The sequence below is a fragment of the Sphingomonas sp. genome (assembly GCF_041661825.1).
Classification (GTDB): domain Bacteria; phylum Pseudomonadota; class Alphaproteobacteria; order Sphingomonadales; family Sphingomonadaceae; genus Sphingomonas.
Genome location: NZ_JBAZTU010000003.1, coordinates 907624 through 925677 on the forward strand (window position 1 = coordinate 907624; position 18054 = coordinate 925677).

General features: G+C 65.3%; 14 protein-coding genes and 1 tRNA gene. 7 read left to right on the forward strand and 8 right to left on the reverse strand.

Translation table 11 applies throughout. The features are described from left to right. Positions 1-61 precede the first annotated feature (61 nt). The 3 genes from WC729_RS17215 to WC729_RS17225 all read right to left on the reverse strand — a co-directional run bounded on the left by WC729_RS17215 (position 62) and on the right by WC729_RS17225 (position 3297). Positions 62-1207 (reverse strand): M23 family metallopeptidase, encoded by a 1146-nt coding sequence (locus WC729_RS17215; protein WP_372854948.1) that lies wholly within the window; start codon positions 1205-1207, stop codon positions 62-64. A gap of 206 nt (positions 1208-1413) precedes the next feature. Next, positions 1414-2043, reverse strand: a complete 630-nt coding sequence (locus tag WC729_RS17220) for a glutamine cyclotransferase (RefSeq protein ID WP_372854950.1) — start codon at positions 2041-2043, stop codon at positions 1414-1416. Between the two features lie 33 nt (positions 2044-2076). Then, on the reverse strand, positions 2077-3297 hold the full coding sequence (locus tag WC729_RS17225) for a helix-turn-helix domain-containing protein (RefSeq protein ID WP_372854952.1): 1221 nt from the start codon (positions 3295-3297) through the stop codon (positions 2077-2079). 97 nt (positions 3298-3394) lie between these two features. On the opposite strand from WC729_RS17225, the gene WC729_RS17230 reads away from it, so the two are divergent. Together WC729_RS17230 and WC729_RS17235 are read left to right on the forward strand one after the other, a co-directional pair. Next, positions 3395-3841: an SRPBCC domain-containing protein gene (locus tag WC729_RS17230; protein WP_372854954.1), complete on the forward strand. Its 447-nt coding sequence runs from the start codon at positions 3395-3397 to the stop codon at positions 3839-3841. A 61-nt stretch (positions 3842-3902) separates the two neighbouring features. After that, complete coding sequence (locus tag WC729_RS17235) at positions 3903-4394, forward strand: SRPBCC domain-containing protein (RefSeq protein WP_372854956.1); 492 nt, start codon at positions 3903-3905, stop codon at positions 4392-4394. Positions 4395-4469: 75 nt separating this feature from the next. On the opposite strand, the gene WC729_RS17240 is transcribed toward WC729_RS17235, so the two are convergent. From WC729_RS17240 to lon, 5 genes are all read right to left on the reverse strand, one after another. Continuing rightward, a complete protein-coding gene (locus tag WC729_RS17240) occupies positions 4470-7187 on the reverse strand; it encodes a TonB-dependent receptor domain-containing protein (protein WP_372854958.1) in 2718 nt (905 codons plus the stop codon). Positions 7188-7263: 76 nt separating this feature from the next. After that, a complete protein-coding gene (locus WC729_RS17245; RefSeq protein ID WP_372854960.1) occupies positions 7264-8841 on the reverse strand; it encodes a hypothetical protein in 1578 nt (525 codons plus the stop codon). A 250-nt stretch (positions 8842-9091) separates the two neighbouring features. After that, positions 9092-9166: transfer RNA gene (locus tag WC729_RS17250), tRNA-Val, on the reverse strand. Positions 9167-9308: 142 nt separating this feature from the next. Further along, positions 9309-9581 (reverse strand): HU family DNA-binding protein, encoded by a 273-nt coding sequence (locus WC729_RS17255; protein ID WP_272627303.1) that lies wholly within the window; start codon positions 9579-9581, stop codon positions 9309-9311. Between the two features lie 159 nt (positions 9582-9740). Further along, entirely contained in the window at positions 9741-12137 is a 2397-nt protein-coding gene (gene lon / locus WC729_RS17260) for an endopeptidase La (protein ID WP_372854963.1), read from the reverse strand. A gap of 151 nt (positions 12138-12288) precedes the next feature. On the opposite strand from lon, the gene WC729_RS17265 reads away from it, so the two are divergent. The 5 genes from WC729_RS17265 (at position 12289) to WC729_RS17285 (ending at position 18020) form a co-directional block, all read left to right on the forward strand. Beyond that, positions 12289-12876 carry a hypothetical protein gene (locus tag WC729_RS17265; RefSeq protein WP_372854965.1) on the forward strand — a complete coding sequence of 196 codons (588 nt, stop codon included), beginning with the start codon at positions 12289-12291 and terminating at the stop codon, positions 12874-12876. A 13-nt stretch (positions 12877-12889) separates the two neighbouring features. Further along, a complete protein-coding gene (locus WC729_RS17270; RefSeq protein ID WP_372854967.1) occupies positions 12890-14608 on the forward strand; it encodes a M1 family metallopeptidase in 1719 nt (572 codons plus the stop codon). 10 nt (positions 14609-14618) lie between these two features. Beyond that, complete coding sequence (locus WC729_RS17275; protein ID WP_372854969.1) at positions 14619-15221, forward strand: isoprenylcysteine carboxylmethyltransferase family protein; 603 nt, start codon at positions 14619-14621, stop codon at positions 15219-15221. Positions 15222-15280: 59 nt separating this feature from the next. Beyond that, positions 15281-15889 (forward strand): phytanoyl-CoA dioxygenase family protein, encoded by a 609-nt coding sequence (locus WC729_RS17280; protein ID WP_372854971.1) that lies wholly within the window; start codon positions 15281-15283, stop codon positions 15887-15889. 100 nt (positions 15890-15989) lie between these two features. After that, entirely contained in the window at positions 15990-18020 is a 2031-nt protein-coding gene (locus tag WC729_RS17285; protein ID WP_372854973.1) for an elongation factor G, read from the forward strand. Positions 18021-18054 lie beyond the last annotated feature (34 nt).

Genomic DNA, 18054 nt, shown 5'->3' on the forward strand with positions numbered 1-18054 from the left:
TCCCTAGAATCCACCTCCGCGAGGACGCTGCGAGCCACCAACGCCATCGCACCAGGCCGATTCATGGAAAAGCCACCACGCTGCCGTCGAGCGGTAGCTCGAACCGGCGGACCTTTGCCGACGGCGACTGCAGGTCGGTGTGCTTCGTCGTATCGAAACTGTCCTCGATCTTTCCGTGACCGAGAAGGGTGAAGGCATCGACGACGAAAGGCAGGCCCTCCGATTGCTCGAACGTTGGACGATCGCTGACGTGGAAGTGCAGATGCGGCGCCCCCGCACTGCCGGTCTGACCCAGGCGGCCCAGAACCATGCCACGACGCACGTGCTGACCAATCCCGACGGTCAGAGTGCCCGTCTTCATATGCGCATAATGGACATAAACGCCCGGCGCGATCCTGAGGATCACGAAGTTGCCGTAAAGGGTTCGGGCGGTAAGATCGTCCGGCGTCTCCTCGGGCGCCAAAGGCTTGCCGTTGGGGATTCCGTCGCGGGCATCTTCCACCACGCCGTCGGCCACGGCGAGGACGTCAGCGTCATATCCTACCCAATCCTCATCGACAGTCGACGCGAGCGAGTCAGGTTGGCTGCGGATCGAATGACTCTCCTTATCGAGCCCGAACCAATCAATGGCGAACCGCTGGGGGATGGTGAGCTTGCCGTCGACCGCAACCATGCTTCCCCAATGATGCGAGCGGTGATTGCCTGGCCCCTCGACTGCCATCCAGCGCCCTCCCCGCAAGGGCGGACCGATCCTGACCGGCAGACCGGGGAGGACTGGAATCCGAATGTCGTCGGCGCGCTCGACCGCGGCCTTGTCGGCCTCGAAGATCAATTGATGACGGAGGGAAGCGGGCCGTGCGCCAGGGGGCAATGTCAGCCATAGAAAGAGCGTCTGACTGAGGCCCGACGCGATCGGAATGCCCTTTGCTGCTTCATCTTCCTTCGTGGGCCGCGCGAGAAGCGCGCGGATGGCGGCACCTTCGATCGTCTCCAGCGGGACCGAGGCATTGTCCGGATAGATGGCCACGCGCACCAGCTTCAGCGGCTCGTCGCCCGAATAGAAGCTGGTTATCCGCAGCTCATAGGCGATATGTCGCTTGCCGTCGGTGCCACTGACGATGCGCGGCGCGGACAATATCCTGACCTCCACCTGCGCCTGATGGGCTCCCCCATCCGCCTGCCGCGTCGTCGTCGCGCCCGGCACCATGTCGGGCGCTCCGGCGGGATGCGGCCAGAGGCTTCCAGGGCTCCCCAGGATGCACAGGAGGAGCGCTAGACTGCGCGCTGGGACAAAGGACATGTCAGGAAGCCATCGCAACGTTGAACCGCTGCGAGACGATAGCCCGGAAATCAGGTCAAGGCGTTGCAGTTTCGCGAGGGCGGGAAAGTGAGGCTGCGCTGGGGGCTCGATCGCTATCCCGGCCGTCTGACCGCGCGCACCGTGCCGCTCTCGCCGCCCCCGCAGAAGAACCGGTCGTCGCCATATTCCAGGCCGGAGACCATCGCCCCCGAGGGCATGTCGATCCGTTCCAGAACCTCCCCCGTTTCGGGATCGATGCGCCGCAAATCGCTGTCGTCGCCTTCCCAGGTGCCATGCCAGAGATCGCCATCGGCCCAGGTCACGCCGGTGACGAAGCGGTCGGACTCGATGGTGCGCAGGACCTTCCCGCTTTCCGGATCGACCTGGTGGATCTTGCGGGCGCGATACTCGCCGACCCAGAGGATTCCTTCGGCAAAGGCGAGCCCCGAATCACCACCGGCGCCAGGCGCGTGGATCGTCGCGAGCACCTTGCCCGTCTTCGGATCGATCTTCTGGATGCGGTCCTCGGCGATCTGGAAAAGATGCTCGCCGTCAAAGGCGGTTCCAGCGTGCGCGGCGACATCGAGCGTCCGGACGATCTCCCCGCTCGCCGGATCAAGCGCATTCAGCCTGTCGCTGGCCGCGAACCAGACATTCTCGCCATCATAGGAGACGCCGTTCACGGCCTCCACGCCCGGAAAGGGGCCATATTCGCGAATGATTTCAGCTGCCGACTGTCTCATGTTTTCCGTCCAATTGCCATTTGCCGCGCAAGACTAGCTGCCCGGCAGCGGGCCGGGGAGCAACAAACTTGTCGTGAAACCGGTGGGCGGCGGGGCGACCCAGCGACAGGCGCGCCCGCCGCCATAAGGCTGCGCCTTGCCGGCTGCCGCGAGCCCGTCGAGCGCCCGCTGAACCGTGCGCTGGCTCGTATCCAGCGCCATTGCCAGCGCCGAACTCGACCATGACTCGCCGTCAGCGAGAAAGGCCAGCACAACGGCATGTTCCTCGTCGACCGGTGGCGCCAGCACCGTTGTCTCGAGTCCGTGTTGCGGCACCAGCGCGAATCCCTGCCGGGTCGAGACAATATCTGCGAACGCGCCGATCTCCTGACGCAACCGACCGATCTCGACACGCAATCGGGCGCGATGCGATTCGTCGGCTTCCTTCGCACGAAAGGCCTGCCGGACGAGCACATCCCGCGTGACGTCTCCCGGCCATGCTTCCGCGAGCGCGCGGGCAAGCGCGAACAGGACCGGGCGCGTCGCGAGCGAGACTCGAGTCTCGCCCTGCCGCACGACATAGCGGCAGGCGTCGACGACAAGCATGTCCGTCGCGAACAGCGCTTCGACATCCTCGAGCAGCATCAACCGCTCCTCTCCTTGTGCAATGCGCCGCGCCGCTGGCTGGTCGAGCAGGCGGGAAGCATTTTCGACTTCGGCCCTGAGCCCGGGAATGAGCGCGTAGCGCGCCGCCTGCCGCGCCCGGGCGAGGGCGGCACGTGCCGTGGCGGTGTGGAGCCGGCGCATCGCGATCCCAGCGATCACCAGCTCATGGGCAGCGCGCGAGGCTGGCGGGAAAGGCCGCGGATCGAGATCGGCCAGCGCCTGCTCGGCCTCGCCGAGGCGGCCGATCAGGACGAGCCGACGGATCTGGAGATGTCCGGCATGCGCAGCGTTCAGCATGTCGCCCCGCGCCGCGAGCGTGGCGCGAGCCGCCGCGAGAGTCTTTGCCGGCCAGCCGAGATCGCGCGACACCAGGGCAATCTCGGCCTGCGCAACGACGCACCTTGCCCGCGACACGACTTCCTTCGGGCCGAAGGCGCGTTCCGCCCGCTTCAGCAACAGCTTTGCCCGGTCGAGCTCGCCAAGCTGCGCCATGGCGATGCCGCGCAGCGCGAGCGCCGGCGCATCCTCGCGCAGCGCGACCCGCTTCAGCGCCCCGAGGAGATCGCCGGTCGCCAGCGCGCGCGCCGCGGCGGTGATCAGCGAGTCCATTCAAATCCCGCCACGATTGTAACTCTCACCCATCGCGCATCCGGCCTTAGTCGATCGGACAGCCGCACGACGGCCCCGAACCCGAAGGAGATTTGAAATGCCCGATATTCTGCACAAGGTCGCGATCAAAGCGTCGCCCATCGAAACATACAAGGCGCTGACCACGCTTGACGGCCTGGCCGGCTGGTGGACCAATGAGACGACGGGCGACAGCGCCACTGGCGGGATCATCCACTTCCGCTTCGCCGATCGCGGCTTCATCGACATGAAGGTACTCGAACTCGATCCCGGCAAGCGCGTGCTGTGGGAAGTGGTCGCCGGACCGGACGTCTGGATCGGCACCAAGGTGAGCTTCGATCTCGCGCAGGACGACGATTTCACCATCATCCTGTTCAAGCACCAGGGCTGGAAGGAGCCAAGCGAGTTCATGCATCATTGCACCACCAAATGGGCGACGTTCCTGATGAGCCTCAAGGCATCGGTCGAGACGGGAACCGGCGCGCCTTTCCCGAACGACGTCCACATCTCGAACAAGGGCGACTGACCTAAAGGGCCGGCATCGCCGGCCCCCATTCGCCAACATCATTCAGCAATGGAGACACATCATGACCGATCGCAATTTCACCACCCGCTTCACGGTGGACCAGAGCCCCGACGCCGTTGTCGCGGCAATCAACAATGTCCGCGGCTGGTGGTCCGACGGTATCACCGGCCAGGCCGACACGGTGGGCGACAGGTTCACCCACAGCGTGCTCGACCTGCACCGGTGCGACCTGATGGTGACCGAGATGGTCCCGGGCAAGAAGGTGGCCTGGACCGTGCTCGACAATCATTTCAGCTTCACCCGGGACTCGACCGAGTGGAAAGGCACCGACATCATCTTCGAGATCGGGCGCACGGACGACGGGACCGAGGTTCGCTTCACACATGTCGGGCTCGTCCCCGATTATGAATGCTACGATATCTGCATGGACGGCTGGACGACCTATATCGCCAGCCTTCGCGACCTGATCGCCACCGGCAAGGGCGAGCCCAATATCGGCGAGGCCAGAACCGGGAGCGAAGTGGCGCTCGTCGAGGCCCAAGCGGCCGGCTAGGCTGCGACCCGCACAAAAAGAGCCCCGGCCGCGCCGCAGCGCGACCGGGGCCAGCTTCCCCCTTTGACTATGCGATCAGAAGTTGACGCCGATCCCCAGCGAGAACTTCGTGCCCACATCGTAGCGGTTGTAGAAGATCTTGTTGTCGCCCAGTTCCTGGAACTCCTGATATTTGGTGCCCAGGATATTGCGTGCGGTGAACTTCAGCTCGGTATCGAGCCCGAACAGCTTCACACCCTGACGCGCGACAAAGTCGAAATCGACGCCTGGCTGTTCGTAGATATCCGGCTGGCCCGAGGGGCCGCGGCTGGTCACGCGCTTGCTGGCATAGTTCACCAGGAAGGTGAACTGCGACAGCTTCTCCTTGTCCTCGATGCCGAGCTGCAGGTTGATCAGATGCTCGGACTGGCCGGTCATCGGCGCGCCGTCGCGGAAGAAGTTGGCGGCGGCGAGCGCGGTACCGTTGACGAGCGTGAGATCGCCGGCCTCGACCTTCAACTTCGACTTGGACCAGGTGTAGTTCGCGATCGCCACCAGGCGGCGGCTCGCGAAGAAATCGCCACCGAACCAGTTAGCCAGATCGAAATGCTTCTGCGCTTCGAACTCGGCACCATAGAGCGTCGCCTCGGGTGCGTTGGCGAAGCTGGTGTTGACCGATCCGTCCGAGTTGAAGGACGAGAAGGCTTCGATCGGGCGATCGATCTTCTTGTAGAAGCCGCCAAGCATCACGCGCTGGTCACGCCCGAAGAACCATTCGTAACGCGCCTCGGCATTGGTCAGCTTGCTGTCGACCAGTGAGGGGTTGCCACGGAACTGACGGTTGGAGTCGGTGTCGAGATAGATTTGCGACACGAGTTCGCGGAACTGCGGCCGGGCGAGGGTCTTCGACGCGCTCGCACGGATCTGCATGTTGTTGGCGACTTCCCAGGTCACCGTGCCGCCCGGCAGCCAGTAATCGTTCTTCAAATTGGTCTCGACGATCGCCGTGCTGACCGTGCCGAACAGGTTGAGCGGCAGCACCGTCTGCGTGGCCTTCTCGTAGCGCACGCCGACGTCGAACTTCAGTCCGGGGATCACTTCAGCCTTGAGCTGGCCATAGCCGGCATGGGTAAGAAGCTTGGCCTCGAACGCCGCGGTGCCCGCCGAGCCGGAGGTTTCGAGCAGGACGATGTCGTAGGACTGGATCGTGTAGTCGGACAGCAGGTAATCGGGCCGCAGCTGGCGCACGCTGATCGGCAGGTTCGAACCGCGATAGGTGAAATCGCGGCGGGTCGAGGTGCGATCGGTATTCGAATAGGCATAGCCGACCGTGGCCGTGATCTCCGGCGTGATCTTGTAGGAGACATCGGCACCGCCAGAGTAGAGGTTCTCGTTCAGGTCGCTGAACGATACCGAGGCGTTGCCTTCCAGGTTGTTGCCACCCAGATCGTTGACGTACTTGTTGCCCGTCGGATCCGAGGTCAGCGGCTGGTTGGTGCGGACATAGGTGAAGCTGCGCTCATACGGCGCCTCACGCTGGGTGTTGGCATAGCCGCCGCGCAGATCGATGCTGAGCTTGTCGAAGCGGAATTCGCCGGTCAGCTGGGTGTCGATCAGCTGCCGCTCATACCAGCCGGTATCCTGGACCATCAGGTCGCGATCGGCCGAAATGAAGCGATTGCCGACGCCAAGCCGCGCCTGCTTGAGCGTGTCGCGGATATAGAGATTGGTCCAGCGGATCTTGTTCTCGTCGAACTCGAGACCGAGGCCGAGCAGGCCGCTGACGACGACGCGATTGTCAGTGATCACACGGTTGAAGTTGTTGTCCGGTACGGACAGATCGGCCGCACCGGCAGTCTGCTGCAGCGACTGGCGCGTGCGCCAGGTGTTGGCGATGCTGGCCGAGGCGATCACGCCGAGCAGCGTGTCGCCGAGATTGATCGAGGCGCCGCCCGAGACATCGCCCGAGAAATTGGCCGGGATATCGTCGTTGCGCTGCAGGACGGTGGTGCGCGCATTCGACAGGCTCGACGCGAGCAGGCCGATCTGCTCGACCGAGAAGTCCTGACCGACAGTGATCAGCTTGCCGCTGTTCAGCGCGGCCTGGAAATTGGCCGGCAGCGTGCGCGTCCCGTTGTCGAATCCGGTCCAGTCGAGGCGGCTGCCGGCATAGGTATAGCCGAGCTGCGCGGTCGTGACGGTATCGCCGCTGACCGAGGCACCGACCGACAGGAAAGCCTCGCGCGGGATCGCCTTGGTCGTCAGGTTGATGACGCCGCCGCCGAACTCGCCGGGGAAATTGGCCGAATAGCTCTTCTGCACATAGGAGGAGGCGATCACGCTGGTCGGGAAGATATCCAGCGGCACGACGCGCTTGAGCGGCTCCGGGCTGGGCAGCGGGGAGCCGTTGAGCAGCGCCAGCGAATAGCGATCGCCCAGGCCGCGGACATAGACATAGCCGTTGCCGACCACGCTGAGACCGGTGACGCGTGTCAGCGCGCCGGCGATATCGCCCTCGCCCGTCCGCGCGATGTCGGCGCTCGACAGCACCGAGGCGACCTGCGGCGTGGCACGCACGACGTTGGGCACGTTACGGCCGACAACGACGATGTCGGGGCCGGCATCGTCGCCGCCACCCGGGATGGACACATCAGCCTGCTCTTCCTGCTGCGGCGCCGGATCGGCAGCCGTCGCGGGGTCGGCCGCAGGCATGGAGCTCTGCGTGGCGCCGGGTGCCGTCTGAGCGAACGCCGCCGGGGACACCAGAGCGGTGGAAACGAGGAGCAAGCTCGCCAGGCTAAGCGGCTTCGACATGTATTATCCCCCGGGGTAGATTACTTGAAAATGACGGGGCGGCGCACCGGCGCCACCCCGTTTGAGCCGATCGGGATCAGCCGGTCGGCAGGGTGGTGCATGCCTGGCTCGTCGCGCCGAAGTTCAGCGTCGAGGAGTTGCAGGTCCAGCCGGCATACCAGGTGTCGGCCGCGTCCTTGACCGCGCCGACATAGCCGGGCGAGACGAAGAAGCTGCCGAGCGTCGCCGCGGCGAAGGCCGGACGGGCCGTTTCGGTCGCGCCGTTGATGAAGCCGCTGGTCAGGCTCGGCGTGTAGGTCGAGCTGTTGTTGGTACCCGCGTCGAATGCCGTCTGCACCTGTGCGGCGGTGACGGGCGCCGCGCCGAGGAACGGAGCGGCGGCGCACTGCATGTTGATCGAATTGAACACCGGCGGACCAACCTCATCGAGCGTCGGATCCGCACTCGCGGCGCGGAGCGTGTTGGCGCGGCTGATGCGCAGGCAGGCGAAGTTCGGGCTGACGACCACACCGTTGACCATCGTATAGTCGGTGCTGCCGCGCAGCAGGATCGCCGCGAGATCGGCGCCGGTGGTCGAGCGCTGGATGAAGGTGAAGTTCGCGAGGCGCGTGTTCTGGCGCGGCGTGTTCTCTTCCAGCGTGTTGTCCGAGTCGGCCTCGATCATCGCGTCGCCGAGACCGGTGCGCTGCGCCGCGATCACGAACTGGATGAAGCCCTTGTAGCCGACATCGGTGTCGAGATTGTCGTCTTCGTTACCGGTCAGCACCAGATACTTCAGATTGGGCGTGCCGCCGAAGATCTCGATACCGTCGTCGGAGCTGTTATGGACCTGGATGTGATCGAGCACGGTCGCGCTGCCGACACCCGACGGCGTCAGCCCCTGCAGCTCGGAAGCCGCAGAAAGGATGAAGCCCGAATAGCGGATCTGGACATATTGCATACGGCCGCTGTTGTCGGCCGGCTGCGCGCCGCCGTAGAGGGCGTTGCTGGTGCCTTCGGTGTCACGCTCGCAGGCGACAGTGCCCGGAGTGGCCAGCGGGGCGACGGTGCAATCGGTGATCGGTGCGCGGCCGAGCAGGACGACGCCGCCCCACAGCTGCGACGTATCGTCAGTCGCTGCGCCGGTCACGTTGCCGCGGCCGGTGAAGATGATCGGACGAGCGGGCGTGCCGACCGCGTCGATGCGGTTGCCGCGGTTGACCGCCAGGAACGACACGCCGGTCGCGCCGAAGATCACCACGCCCGGATCGATCGTCAGCGTGACGTTGTTCGTGGTGCTTGCCGCGCCTTGGTCGGTGCCGACATCGACACGACCTGGCAGCGAATAGATCACGCCAGTGGTGCGGGCGATCTGCGTGTTGGCGGTGAAGCGCGCCGGGAAGGCGCAGTTGCGATACTCGCCGGTCGGGCCGGAGATGGTGCCGGCGTTGATCAGCTGGTCCGGGCCGGGAATGGCCGGGCAGGCAGCGGCCGGGGTCACCAGCACGGGTGCCGTCGGAGTCGGCGTCGGGGTCGGGGCGGGAGCCGGGGTGGGAGCCGGAACGACGATCACGCCTTCGCCGGGCGAAGCGATGTCGCTCGCGCCGCAACCCGAAAGGGCTGCCGCCGCGCAGCTGGTCAAAAGAATGAGGCTAACGCGCTTGAAGCTGGCCATAAGGTCTCCGTTCGATCTGTGGGCGAGAGCGCGGGGCGCGCTCCCGGGATCGACTCGGTGTTCCCCCTGCCGACCACGCAGCCTCCGCTAGGGGCGGCGCGTGACTCCTCAGTGCGGATTCAGAGACTCTATGATGACTATCATATGTCAGATTGGTGACCAATATTTCAGATCGATGACCACGCCCTAAGCGCCGGGCGCAAAATGCGAAAACCCGCCGGGCGCTGGGCGACCGGCGGGTTCGAAAAACTGGTGGGCGCGACAGGGATTGAACCTGTGACCCCACCCGTGTGAAGGGTGTGCTCTACCGCTGAGCTACGCGCCCATCGCGGTTCCCGGGAAAAGGAGCCGCAATGTCTTCGCCGGCGTTGCCGCCAACGGAATAGGGCGGCGTTGCCGCCGCCCTGATGTCATCGCCTTAGAAAAGGGGCCGCGGCTTGTCCAGCCCCAGCGCCTTCATTCGTCGATCAGTTGACCGAATCCTTCAGGCCCTTGCCCGCCTTGAACTTCGGCTGCGACGACGCCTTGATCGTCATCGGCTCGCCGGTGCGCGGGTTGCGACCCGTCGATGCCTTGCGCTTGCTGACCGAGAAGGTCCCGAAGCCGACAAGGCGGACTTCATCGCCCTTTTTCAGTGCTGCCGAAATCGCATCGAACACCGCCTCGACTGCCTTGCTGGCATCGCCCTTGCCCAGTCCGGACGCGTCGGCGACCGATCCGATCAGTTCCTGCTTGTTCATGCCGAAAGAACCCCCGTCTTGAAAATGATAGATTGAGAATGAGTCGCGGCACGAAGCCGGTGGTACAGTAAGGCGGCTCAATCCGAGGCTGTCAAAGCAAAACGACCTGAAATTTCGCCTAAAGGAGCGAAATTCAGGCCGCTTTGCTTGACAACTTGATTAATGATGGAGTTCGCCGCCGATCGGCGCCACGCCAGCCGGCGGCTGGGCGGCGAGATCGTCGGCTTCGGTCCAGTCGATCGCCGTCAACGGGCCGGTCAGGGCAAGCCGCAGCACCTCGTCGACATGTGCCACGGGGATGATGGTCAGCCCCTCGCGGATGTTCGCCGGGATCTCGGCCAGGTCCTTCTCATTCTCCTGCGGGATCAGCACGGTGGTGATGCCGCCACGCAATGCCGCGAGCAGCTTCTCCTTCAGGCCGCCGATCGGCAGCACCCGGCCGCGCAGAGTGACCTCGCCGGTCATCGCGACATCGCGGCGCACCGCAACGCCGGTCAAGGTCGAGATGATCGCGGTGACGATGCCGATGCCTGCCGACGGACCGTCCTTGGGAACGGCGCCTTCGGGCAGATGGATGTGCACGTCCTTGCGGGCGAACACGCTCGGCTTGATGCCATAGCTGGGCGAACGCGCCTTGATGAAGCTGAAGGCCGTTTCGATCGACTCCTTCATCACGTCGCCGAGCTTGCCGGTCACCTTGGCCGAACCCTTGCCGGGCACGGTCACGCTCTCGATCGTCAGCAGCTCGCCGCCGACCTCGGTCCAGGCCAGGCCCGTCACCGCGCCGACCTGGTTCTCTTCCTCGCCCAGGCCGTGGCGATATTTCTTCACCCCGGCGAATTCGGCGAGATTGTCGGGCGTGATCGTCACACCCGTCACCTTGTTCTCGAGGATCTGGCGCAACACCTTGCGCGCGAGCTTGGCGATCTCCCGCTCGAGCGTACGGACGCCAGCTTCACGGGTATAATATTGGATCAGCGCGCGCAGCCCCTCGGTAGTGAGGGTAAACTCGCCATCCTTCAGACCATGGGCTTCGATCTGCTTCGCGATCAAATGCCGCTCGGCGATCTCGACCTTCTCGTCCTCGGTGTAGCCCTCGAGACGGATGATCTCCATCCGGTCGAGCAGCGGCTGCGGCAGGTTGAGCGTGTTGGCCGTCGTCACGAACATGACGTCCGACAGATCGATGTCGATCTCGAGATAATGGTCCTGGAACTTGGAGTTCTGCTCCGGATCCAGCACTTCGAGCAGCGCCGAGGCGGGATCGCCGCGGAAATCCTGGCCGAGCTTGTCGATCTCGTCGAGCAGGAACAGTGGGTTCGAGGTGCCGGCCTTTTTCAGGTTCGTCACGATCTTGCCCGGCAGCGAGCCGATATAGGTGCGACGGTGGCCGCGAATCTCGGCTTCGTCGCGCACGCCACCCAGGGACTGGCGGATGAACTCGCGCCCCGTCGCCTTGGCGATCGACTTGCCGAGTGAGGTCTTGCCCACGCCGGGAGGGCCGACGAGGCACAGGATCGGGCCCTTCAGCTTGTTGGTGCGCGCCTGGACCGCGAGATATTCGACGATCCGGTCCTTGACCTTCTCCAGCGCATAATGATCCTCGTCGAGGATCGCCTGCGCGGCCGAGATGTCCTTCTTGATCTTCGACTTCTTGCCCCAGGGCAGGCCGAGCAGCACGTCGAGATAATTGCGCACGACCGTCGCTTCCGCGGACATCGGCGCCATCGTCTTCATCTTCTTCAGCTCGGCGGTCGCCTTGGTCCGGGCCTCCTTGGAGAGCTTGAGCGTCGCGATCTTCTGAGTCAGCTCAGCGATCTCGTCGCCCTCGCCTTCCTCGCCCTCATTGCCCAGCTCGCGCTGGATCGCCTTGAGCTGCTCGTTGAGATAATATTCGCGCTGCGTCTTCTCCATCTGGCGCTTGACGCGGCTCTTGATCTTCTTCTCGACCTGCAGGACGCCGAGCTCGCCTTCCATGAAGGCGAACGCCATCTCGAGGCGCTTGGTCGGATCGGATTCGACCAGCAGCGACTGCTTGTCGGATACCTTGACCGAGATGTTCGCGGCGACGGCGTCGGCCAGACGCGACGCTTCCTCGATCTCCCCCAGCTGAACGGCGGTCTCGGCCGGCAGCTTGCGGTTGAGCTTGGCGTAATTCTCGAATTGATCGACCACCGAACGCATCAGCGCCGAGACCTCATTGCCCTCGGCAACAGGCTCTTCGACCGGCAGGACGGTGGCAGTCAGAAAGGTGTCGGTCGCCGACAGCGTGTCGAGCGCGGCGCGGACCTTGCCCTCGACAAGCACGCGCACGGTGCCGTCGGGCAGCTTCAGCAGCTGGAGCACGGTGGCGGTGACGCCGATATCGTAAAGATCCTCGCGCTCGGGATCGTCCTCGGCAGGATCGAGCTGCGCGACGAGGAAGATTTCCTTGTCGGCGGCCATGGCGGCTTCGAGTGCGGCAACCGACTTGTCGCGGCCGACGAACAGCGGCACGATCATGTGCGGGAAGACGACGATATCGCGAAGCGGCAGGACGGGGTAGGATTGGGTCATGAATACTCCGGCGGCGCCTGAACGAGGCGCCAATTCTTCCTTATATGGTGCTGGTGACCAATCCATCAATCGCCGAACGTTTTTAGCTGGAACTTCCGCTGCGCTCCTCCTGCCCGCCGCCACGCTGCCGGCCGATCCGGTCGAGCGCGCGATGGAGGCGATCGGCGGCCGCGCCGTGCTCGAACGAGTGCGCTCGATTCGCTGGGCCGGCACGGCGAAGGTCTTTGCCGGCAGCAAGACGATCGACATCGGCGTGGAGACCTATGTCGAGCCGTTCGTGCGAGCCCGGTCCGACAGCTGGCTGGTCAGCGAGGGCCGTAGCGCGATGCGCACGCTGATGATCGAGGGCGAGCGCGGCTTCAAGGTGATCGAAGGAACCCAGTCCGACCTCTCCCCGGCGACTGCGATCAACGAGCGCCAGCAGTTCGGCGCCTATGGCTATATGCTGATGGCCGGCGCGCGCTGGGAAACCGCGCGCGGCGTGCTGCATGGCAGCCGGACGGGGTTTCCGTCGATCGATATTCGCCTGGGCAAGGACGGCAGGATGCTATCCGCCGATTATGCCGTGCTGGCGCCCGACGAACCCGATGCCGACGGCAAGCAGATTCGCGAATATCTCCGCTTTGCCGGCTCAGTGACCGACAAGGGCGTGCGCTGGCCGCAACGGCTGGCGATCGCCCAGGACAACCGCCCCTTTTTCGCCCTTTCGATCGACCATTTCTCGGTAGACCTGCGCTGAGGTACGAATGCCCATGTTCCTGAAACCTGTCCTGGCGCTTGCCGCGCTGTCGCTTACCGCCGCGATCGACCTCCCCAAAAAGGGCGAACCGGCGATCACCGAACAGACCCAGCGATCGGGCGGCGTCATCGACCCGGACCAGGCCAAGCTGAAGTTCGACCATGCCGACCTGAAATTCGAGGTGCTGCCGGTAACGCAGGAACTGCGCGGGCTCGCCACGCTGACCTTCACCGCCAAGGCGCCGCTGACCCGGCTGGTGATCGACCTCGACAAGAATATCGCGCCCAGCGCCATTTCGATCGACGGCAAGCCGATCCCCGGAGCCGATTTTACCGATCCTGACGGCCGGCTGACGATCAAGCTGCCCAAGGCCGTCGCGGCCGGCGACCAGGTCGTTGCCACCATTACCTATGGCGGGCAGCCGCATGTCGCGGTGAAGGCGCCGTGGGATGACGGCATGGTCTGGGCAAAGACCCCGGACGGCCGCACCTGGTTCGCGACTACGGCGGAGGGTTATGGCTGCGATCTGTTCTGGCCCTGCCTCGATTTTCCGACGGGCGAGCCCGAGAATGTCACCTTGCACATCACCGTGCCCAAGGGACTGAAGGCGCCGTCCAACGGCAAGCTGATCGGGGTGGACACGCTGCCCGACGGCCGGACCACCTGGAACTGGAGCGTCCGCCAGCCCAATACGTACGGCATCGCGCTCAATGTCGGGCCCTATGAAGAGATTTCGGGCGTCTACAAGAGCCGCTTCGGCAACGAGATCCCGATGTTCTATTGGTACCTGCCGGGCGAGGAGGCGAAGGCGAAAGCGCTGTTTGCCGAATTCGCCCCGACGCTCGATTTCTTCGAAAGCGAGGTCGGCCCCTATCCGTTCGGCGACGAGAAGCTCGGCGTGGTCGAGACGCCGCACAAGGGCATGGAGCACCAGACGATCAACGCGTACGGCAACGAATATGCCAAAGCGCCGGAAGGGTTCGACTGGCTGTTCCAGCACGAATTCGCCCATGAGTATTTCGGCAATCAACTGACTGCCGCCAATTGGGACGATTACTGGCTGCACGAGGGCTATGGCACCTATATGCAGCCCTATTACGGGCTGTGGCGCGAAGGCAGCGCGCGGTACGCGACGATGCTCGACGACGAGCGCAACAAGATCGCGAACCTCAGGCCGCTCATTTCGGGCAGGATCCGCACCGAGGAGGAGGTCTATGAGATCGCCAAGGGCGGGCCCGGCCAGGACATTTATTACAAGGGATCGTGGATGCTCCACACCCTGCGCAACCTGATCGGCGACACCGCCTTTCGCGACGTGACCCGGCTCGCCGTTTACGGCCGGCTCGACCCGAAGCCCGGCAATTTCTCCCTGCGTTTCGGGTCGACGAGCGAATATGAGGGCTTCGTCAAGCAAGTGACCGGCAAGGACTATGGCTGGTTCTTCGACGTCTATCTGCGCAAGGCCGCGCTGCCCGAGCTGGTCGAGACGCGCGACGGCAGCTCGCTGACGCTCGCCTGGAAGGCGCCTAATGGCCTCCCCTTCCCCATGCCGGTCGAGGTACAGATCGACGGCAAGGTCGAGCGGCTGGCGATGACCGGCGGCAAGGACATCATTGCGGTCGCGCCCGGCGCGCATGTCGTGGTCGACCCCGCGAGCCGAATCCTCAAGCGCTCCACGGCGCTGGAAGAGTATAACGCGTGGAAGACAGCACCGGGGAAGCCGAAATACTAGGACGAGCGCCATGACCCTGTTCCCCATCGACTCCGTCGGACTCCCGGGTCTTGCGGCCCTTGCCCTGGGCTTCCTGGCCTTTTTCACAGCGCTGATGGCGGCCCGATACCGAGCCACCAAGGTGCCCAAGGTGGCCGATGCGAGCAGCAATCGGGCGTCCTGGATCTGGATCGGCGTCCAGGGCCTCGCCATCGCCATCGCGGGCTATGGCCGGATCGACGTCCTGCTCGACCCGATGTCGCCCAAGGCGATCGTCGAAGGACTCGCGGTGCTCGCCCTGATGCTCGGCGCAGTGGGGTTGTTCGATGCGTCGTCGCGGACGATGGGCAAGAACTGGAGCCTGGTCGCGCGCACCCGCGAGGATCATCAGCTCGTGCAGACCGGCCCCTTCGCGGTGGTGCGCCACCCCATCTATGTCGCCTTGTTCCTGTTCATGATCGCGATGGCCGTCGCTTATGGCCATAGCCGGAACCTGATCGTCGCGGTGCCGATCTACGCGCTCGCGACCTGGCTGCGCGTGCGGCATGAGGAGCAGCTGCTGCGTGGCCAGTTCGGCGCCGACTATGACGCCTATGCCGCGCGGGTGAAGCGATTCGTGCCGGGGGTTTTCTGACGGAAAGCCTCTCGTTCGCCCATCACGGCGCCGAGCGCTATGCCGGTGCCGCCACGCGATTGCTGCCGGAGATCGAGGCGATCGCCGCGACATTCGAGCCCGATCGCGCCGGCATCCGCCTGCACGCCATCGAGGGGCTACAAGGCCTCCTCGCCCCGCGAAACCCGATCGGGACCATCGCTACCGACGCGATCGGCGCGGTTGCCCGTCCGGTCCGTGCGATCCTGTTCGACAAGACGGCCGCCGTCAACTGGTCGCTCGGCTGGCACCAGGATCGCACCATCGTCGTGGCGAAGCCGCGCGCTGTGCCCGGGTTCGGACCATGGACGGTCAAGGCGGGGCTGCTCCATGTCGCACCCCCGTTCGAAGTGCTGGCGGGCATGGTGACGCTCCGGGTACACCTCGATCCGGTCGGACCGGACAACGCGCCGCTGCTGGTCGCGCCCGGATCGCATCGCTTCGGGCGGGTCGCGGAAGCGGACATCGAGGCGGTCGTATCGAAGTGCGGGGTCGCCGCATGCCTGGCAGAGCCGGGCGATGTCTGGCTTTACGCCACGCCGATCCTCCATGCGTCGGATGCAGCCGCCGACCCTCGACGCCGCCGGGTGCTGCAGGTCGACTATGCCGCGGGCGACCTGCCCGGCGGGCTGGAGTGGCTGGGTATCTGACCAATGTCACCTCGGCCTTGCGTTCCGCTCAGTATAGGCAGACCTTCACGATTACCGACGACCGGCCTTCGATACGAAAGGCAGTACGAGGAGAGCGTGCGTGGATGAGATCCGCAGAGGCGCGAGAGCGATCGCGCTTGTTGGCCCCGCCGGTGCGGGCAAGACCAGCCTTGCAGAAGCCCTGTTGCACGCCGCCGGTGCCGTTCCGCGGCTGGGCGCGGTGGATGCGGGCAGTTGCGTCGGCGACGCCAGCCCCGAAGCACGGGCGCGCGGCGGATCGACTGAGCTCAACCTGCTGCGCTTCGAGTGGATGGGCGATCGCTATCTGCTGACGGATGCGCCCGGTTCTCCGGCCTTCGTGACCGATATGGAAATGGCGCTGGCCGCGGCCGATCTCGCCCTTGTCGTGATCGATCCCGATCCGGCGCGCGCGCCCTTGGTCGAACCGACCTTGCGGCGGCTCGAGGCGATCGGCCTGCCGCATGCGTTGTTCGTCAACAAGATCGACCAGGCACGCGGCAGCATCCAGGACCTGCTCGCCGCGCTGCAGCCGATGAGCGCGGCGGCGTTGGTTGCGCGCCAGATCCCGATCCGCGCCGGCGAGCGGACCGCCGGCTTCGTCGATCTCGCGCTGGAACGCGCCTATCACTACCAGACCGGGCAGCGCTCCCAGCAGGTCCCCCTCGCCGCCCATCTCAAGGAGGATGAGGCAGCGGCGCGCTTCCATATGCTCGAACAGCTCGCCGACCATGACGACACGCTGCTCGAGCAGCTCCTGTCGGACGAGGTGCCGAGCCTGGAGACGATCTTCGGCGATCTGGCGCGGGAGACGGCGGCGGGGCTGGTCGTGCCGGTGCTGTTCGGATCCGCGCTGAACGGCTTCGGCATCCGCCGCCTGCTCAAGATGCTGCGCCATGATACGCCGACCGCCGCGCAGACGGCGGAGCGGATCGGCGTCGCCAGCCCGGCGGTGCAGGTGCTCAAGATCTCGCATGGCAGCACCATCGGCCGGCTGGCGATCGCGCGCGTGTTCGGCGGACCGCTGAGCGAAGGTGCCGAGCTGGTCGGCGACGATGGCGAGACGATGCGCGCGGGGGCGCTGTTCGCGCTTCAGGGCGGCACCGCGACGCGGATCCAGCGCGCCGAGCCCGGCGAGATCGTCGGCATCGCCAAGGCCGAGGCGACGCGGGCCGGCGACCTGATCGGCATTGCCGCACGCCCTGAAGCGGCAACAGCCGACTCCCCGTTACCGGCCGCCAATCATGCGCTGGCCATTTCGGTCAAGGACCACAAGGACGAGGTCCGCCTGTCGACCTCGCTCAACAAGCTGGCCGAGGAGGATCCGGGGCTGCGCTGGGGCCAGGACGAGGGATCGCGCGAGACCTTGCTGCGCGGGATCAACGATGAGCATCTCGCGGTCGCGCTCGACCGGCTCAAGCGGCGGTACGGCGTCGCGATATCGGCCCGGCCTCCTGCCGTTGCGTATCGCGAGACGATCAAGAAAGCCGCCAGCCAGCGCGGTCGCCACAAGAAACAGTCGGGCGGGCATGGCCAATATGGCGATGTGGTGATCGAGATCGCGCCGCTGGAGCGCGGTCAGGGTTTCCGCTTCGACGACCGCATCACCGGCGGCGCGATCCCGCGGCAATGGATTCCCGCGGTCGAGCAGGGCGTGCGCGATGCGATGGCGAAAGGGCCGCTCGGCGTCGAAGTGGTCGATGTCGCGGTCGCGCTGGTCGATGGGTCATTCCATGCGGTCGACAGCTCAGAGCTGGCGTTCCGTACCGCCGGGCGGATCGCGATGGCCGAGGCGCTTGCCGCCGCAACGCCCTATCTGCTCGAGCCGATCGCGCATGTGACGATCCATGCGCCGGGCAGCGCCACCTCGCGCATCACCTCCGCCGTCGCGAGCCGGCGGGGGCAGATGCTCGGCATGACGCCGCTGGCGGGATGGTCGCGCTGGGACGTGATCGAGGTGTTGTTGCCCGATGCCGAGTTGCACGACCTCGATGCCGAACTGCGATCGCTGAGCCAGGGCATGGCGCGGTACACGGCGCATTTCGACCATCTCGCCCCGGTCGCCGGCAAGGTCGCCGACGACATCGTGCAGCGGATCCAGCAGCCGGCCTGATCCGCCCCAATCGATCGCTCTTGCGCCGCCGCGC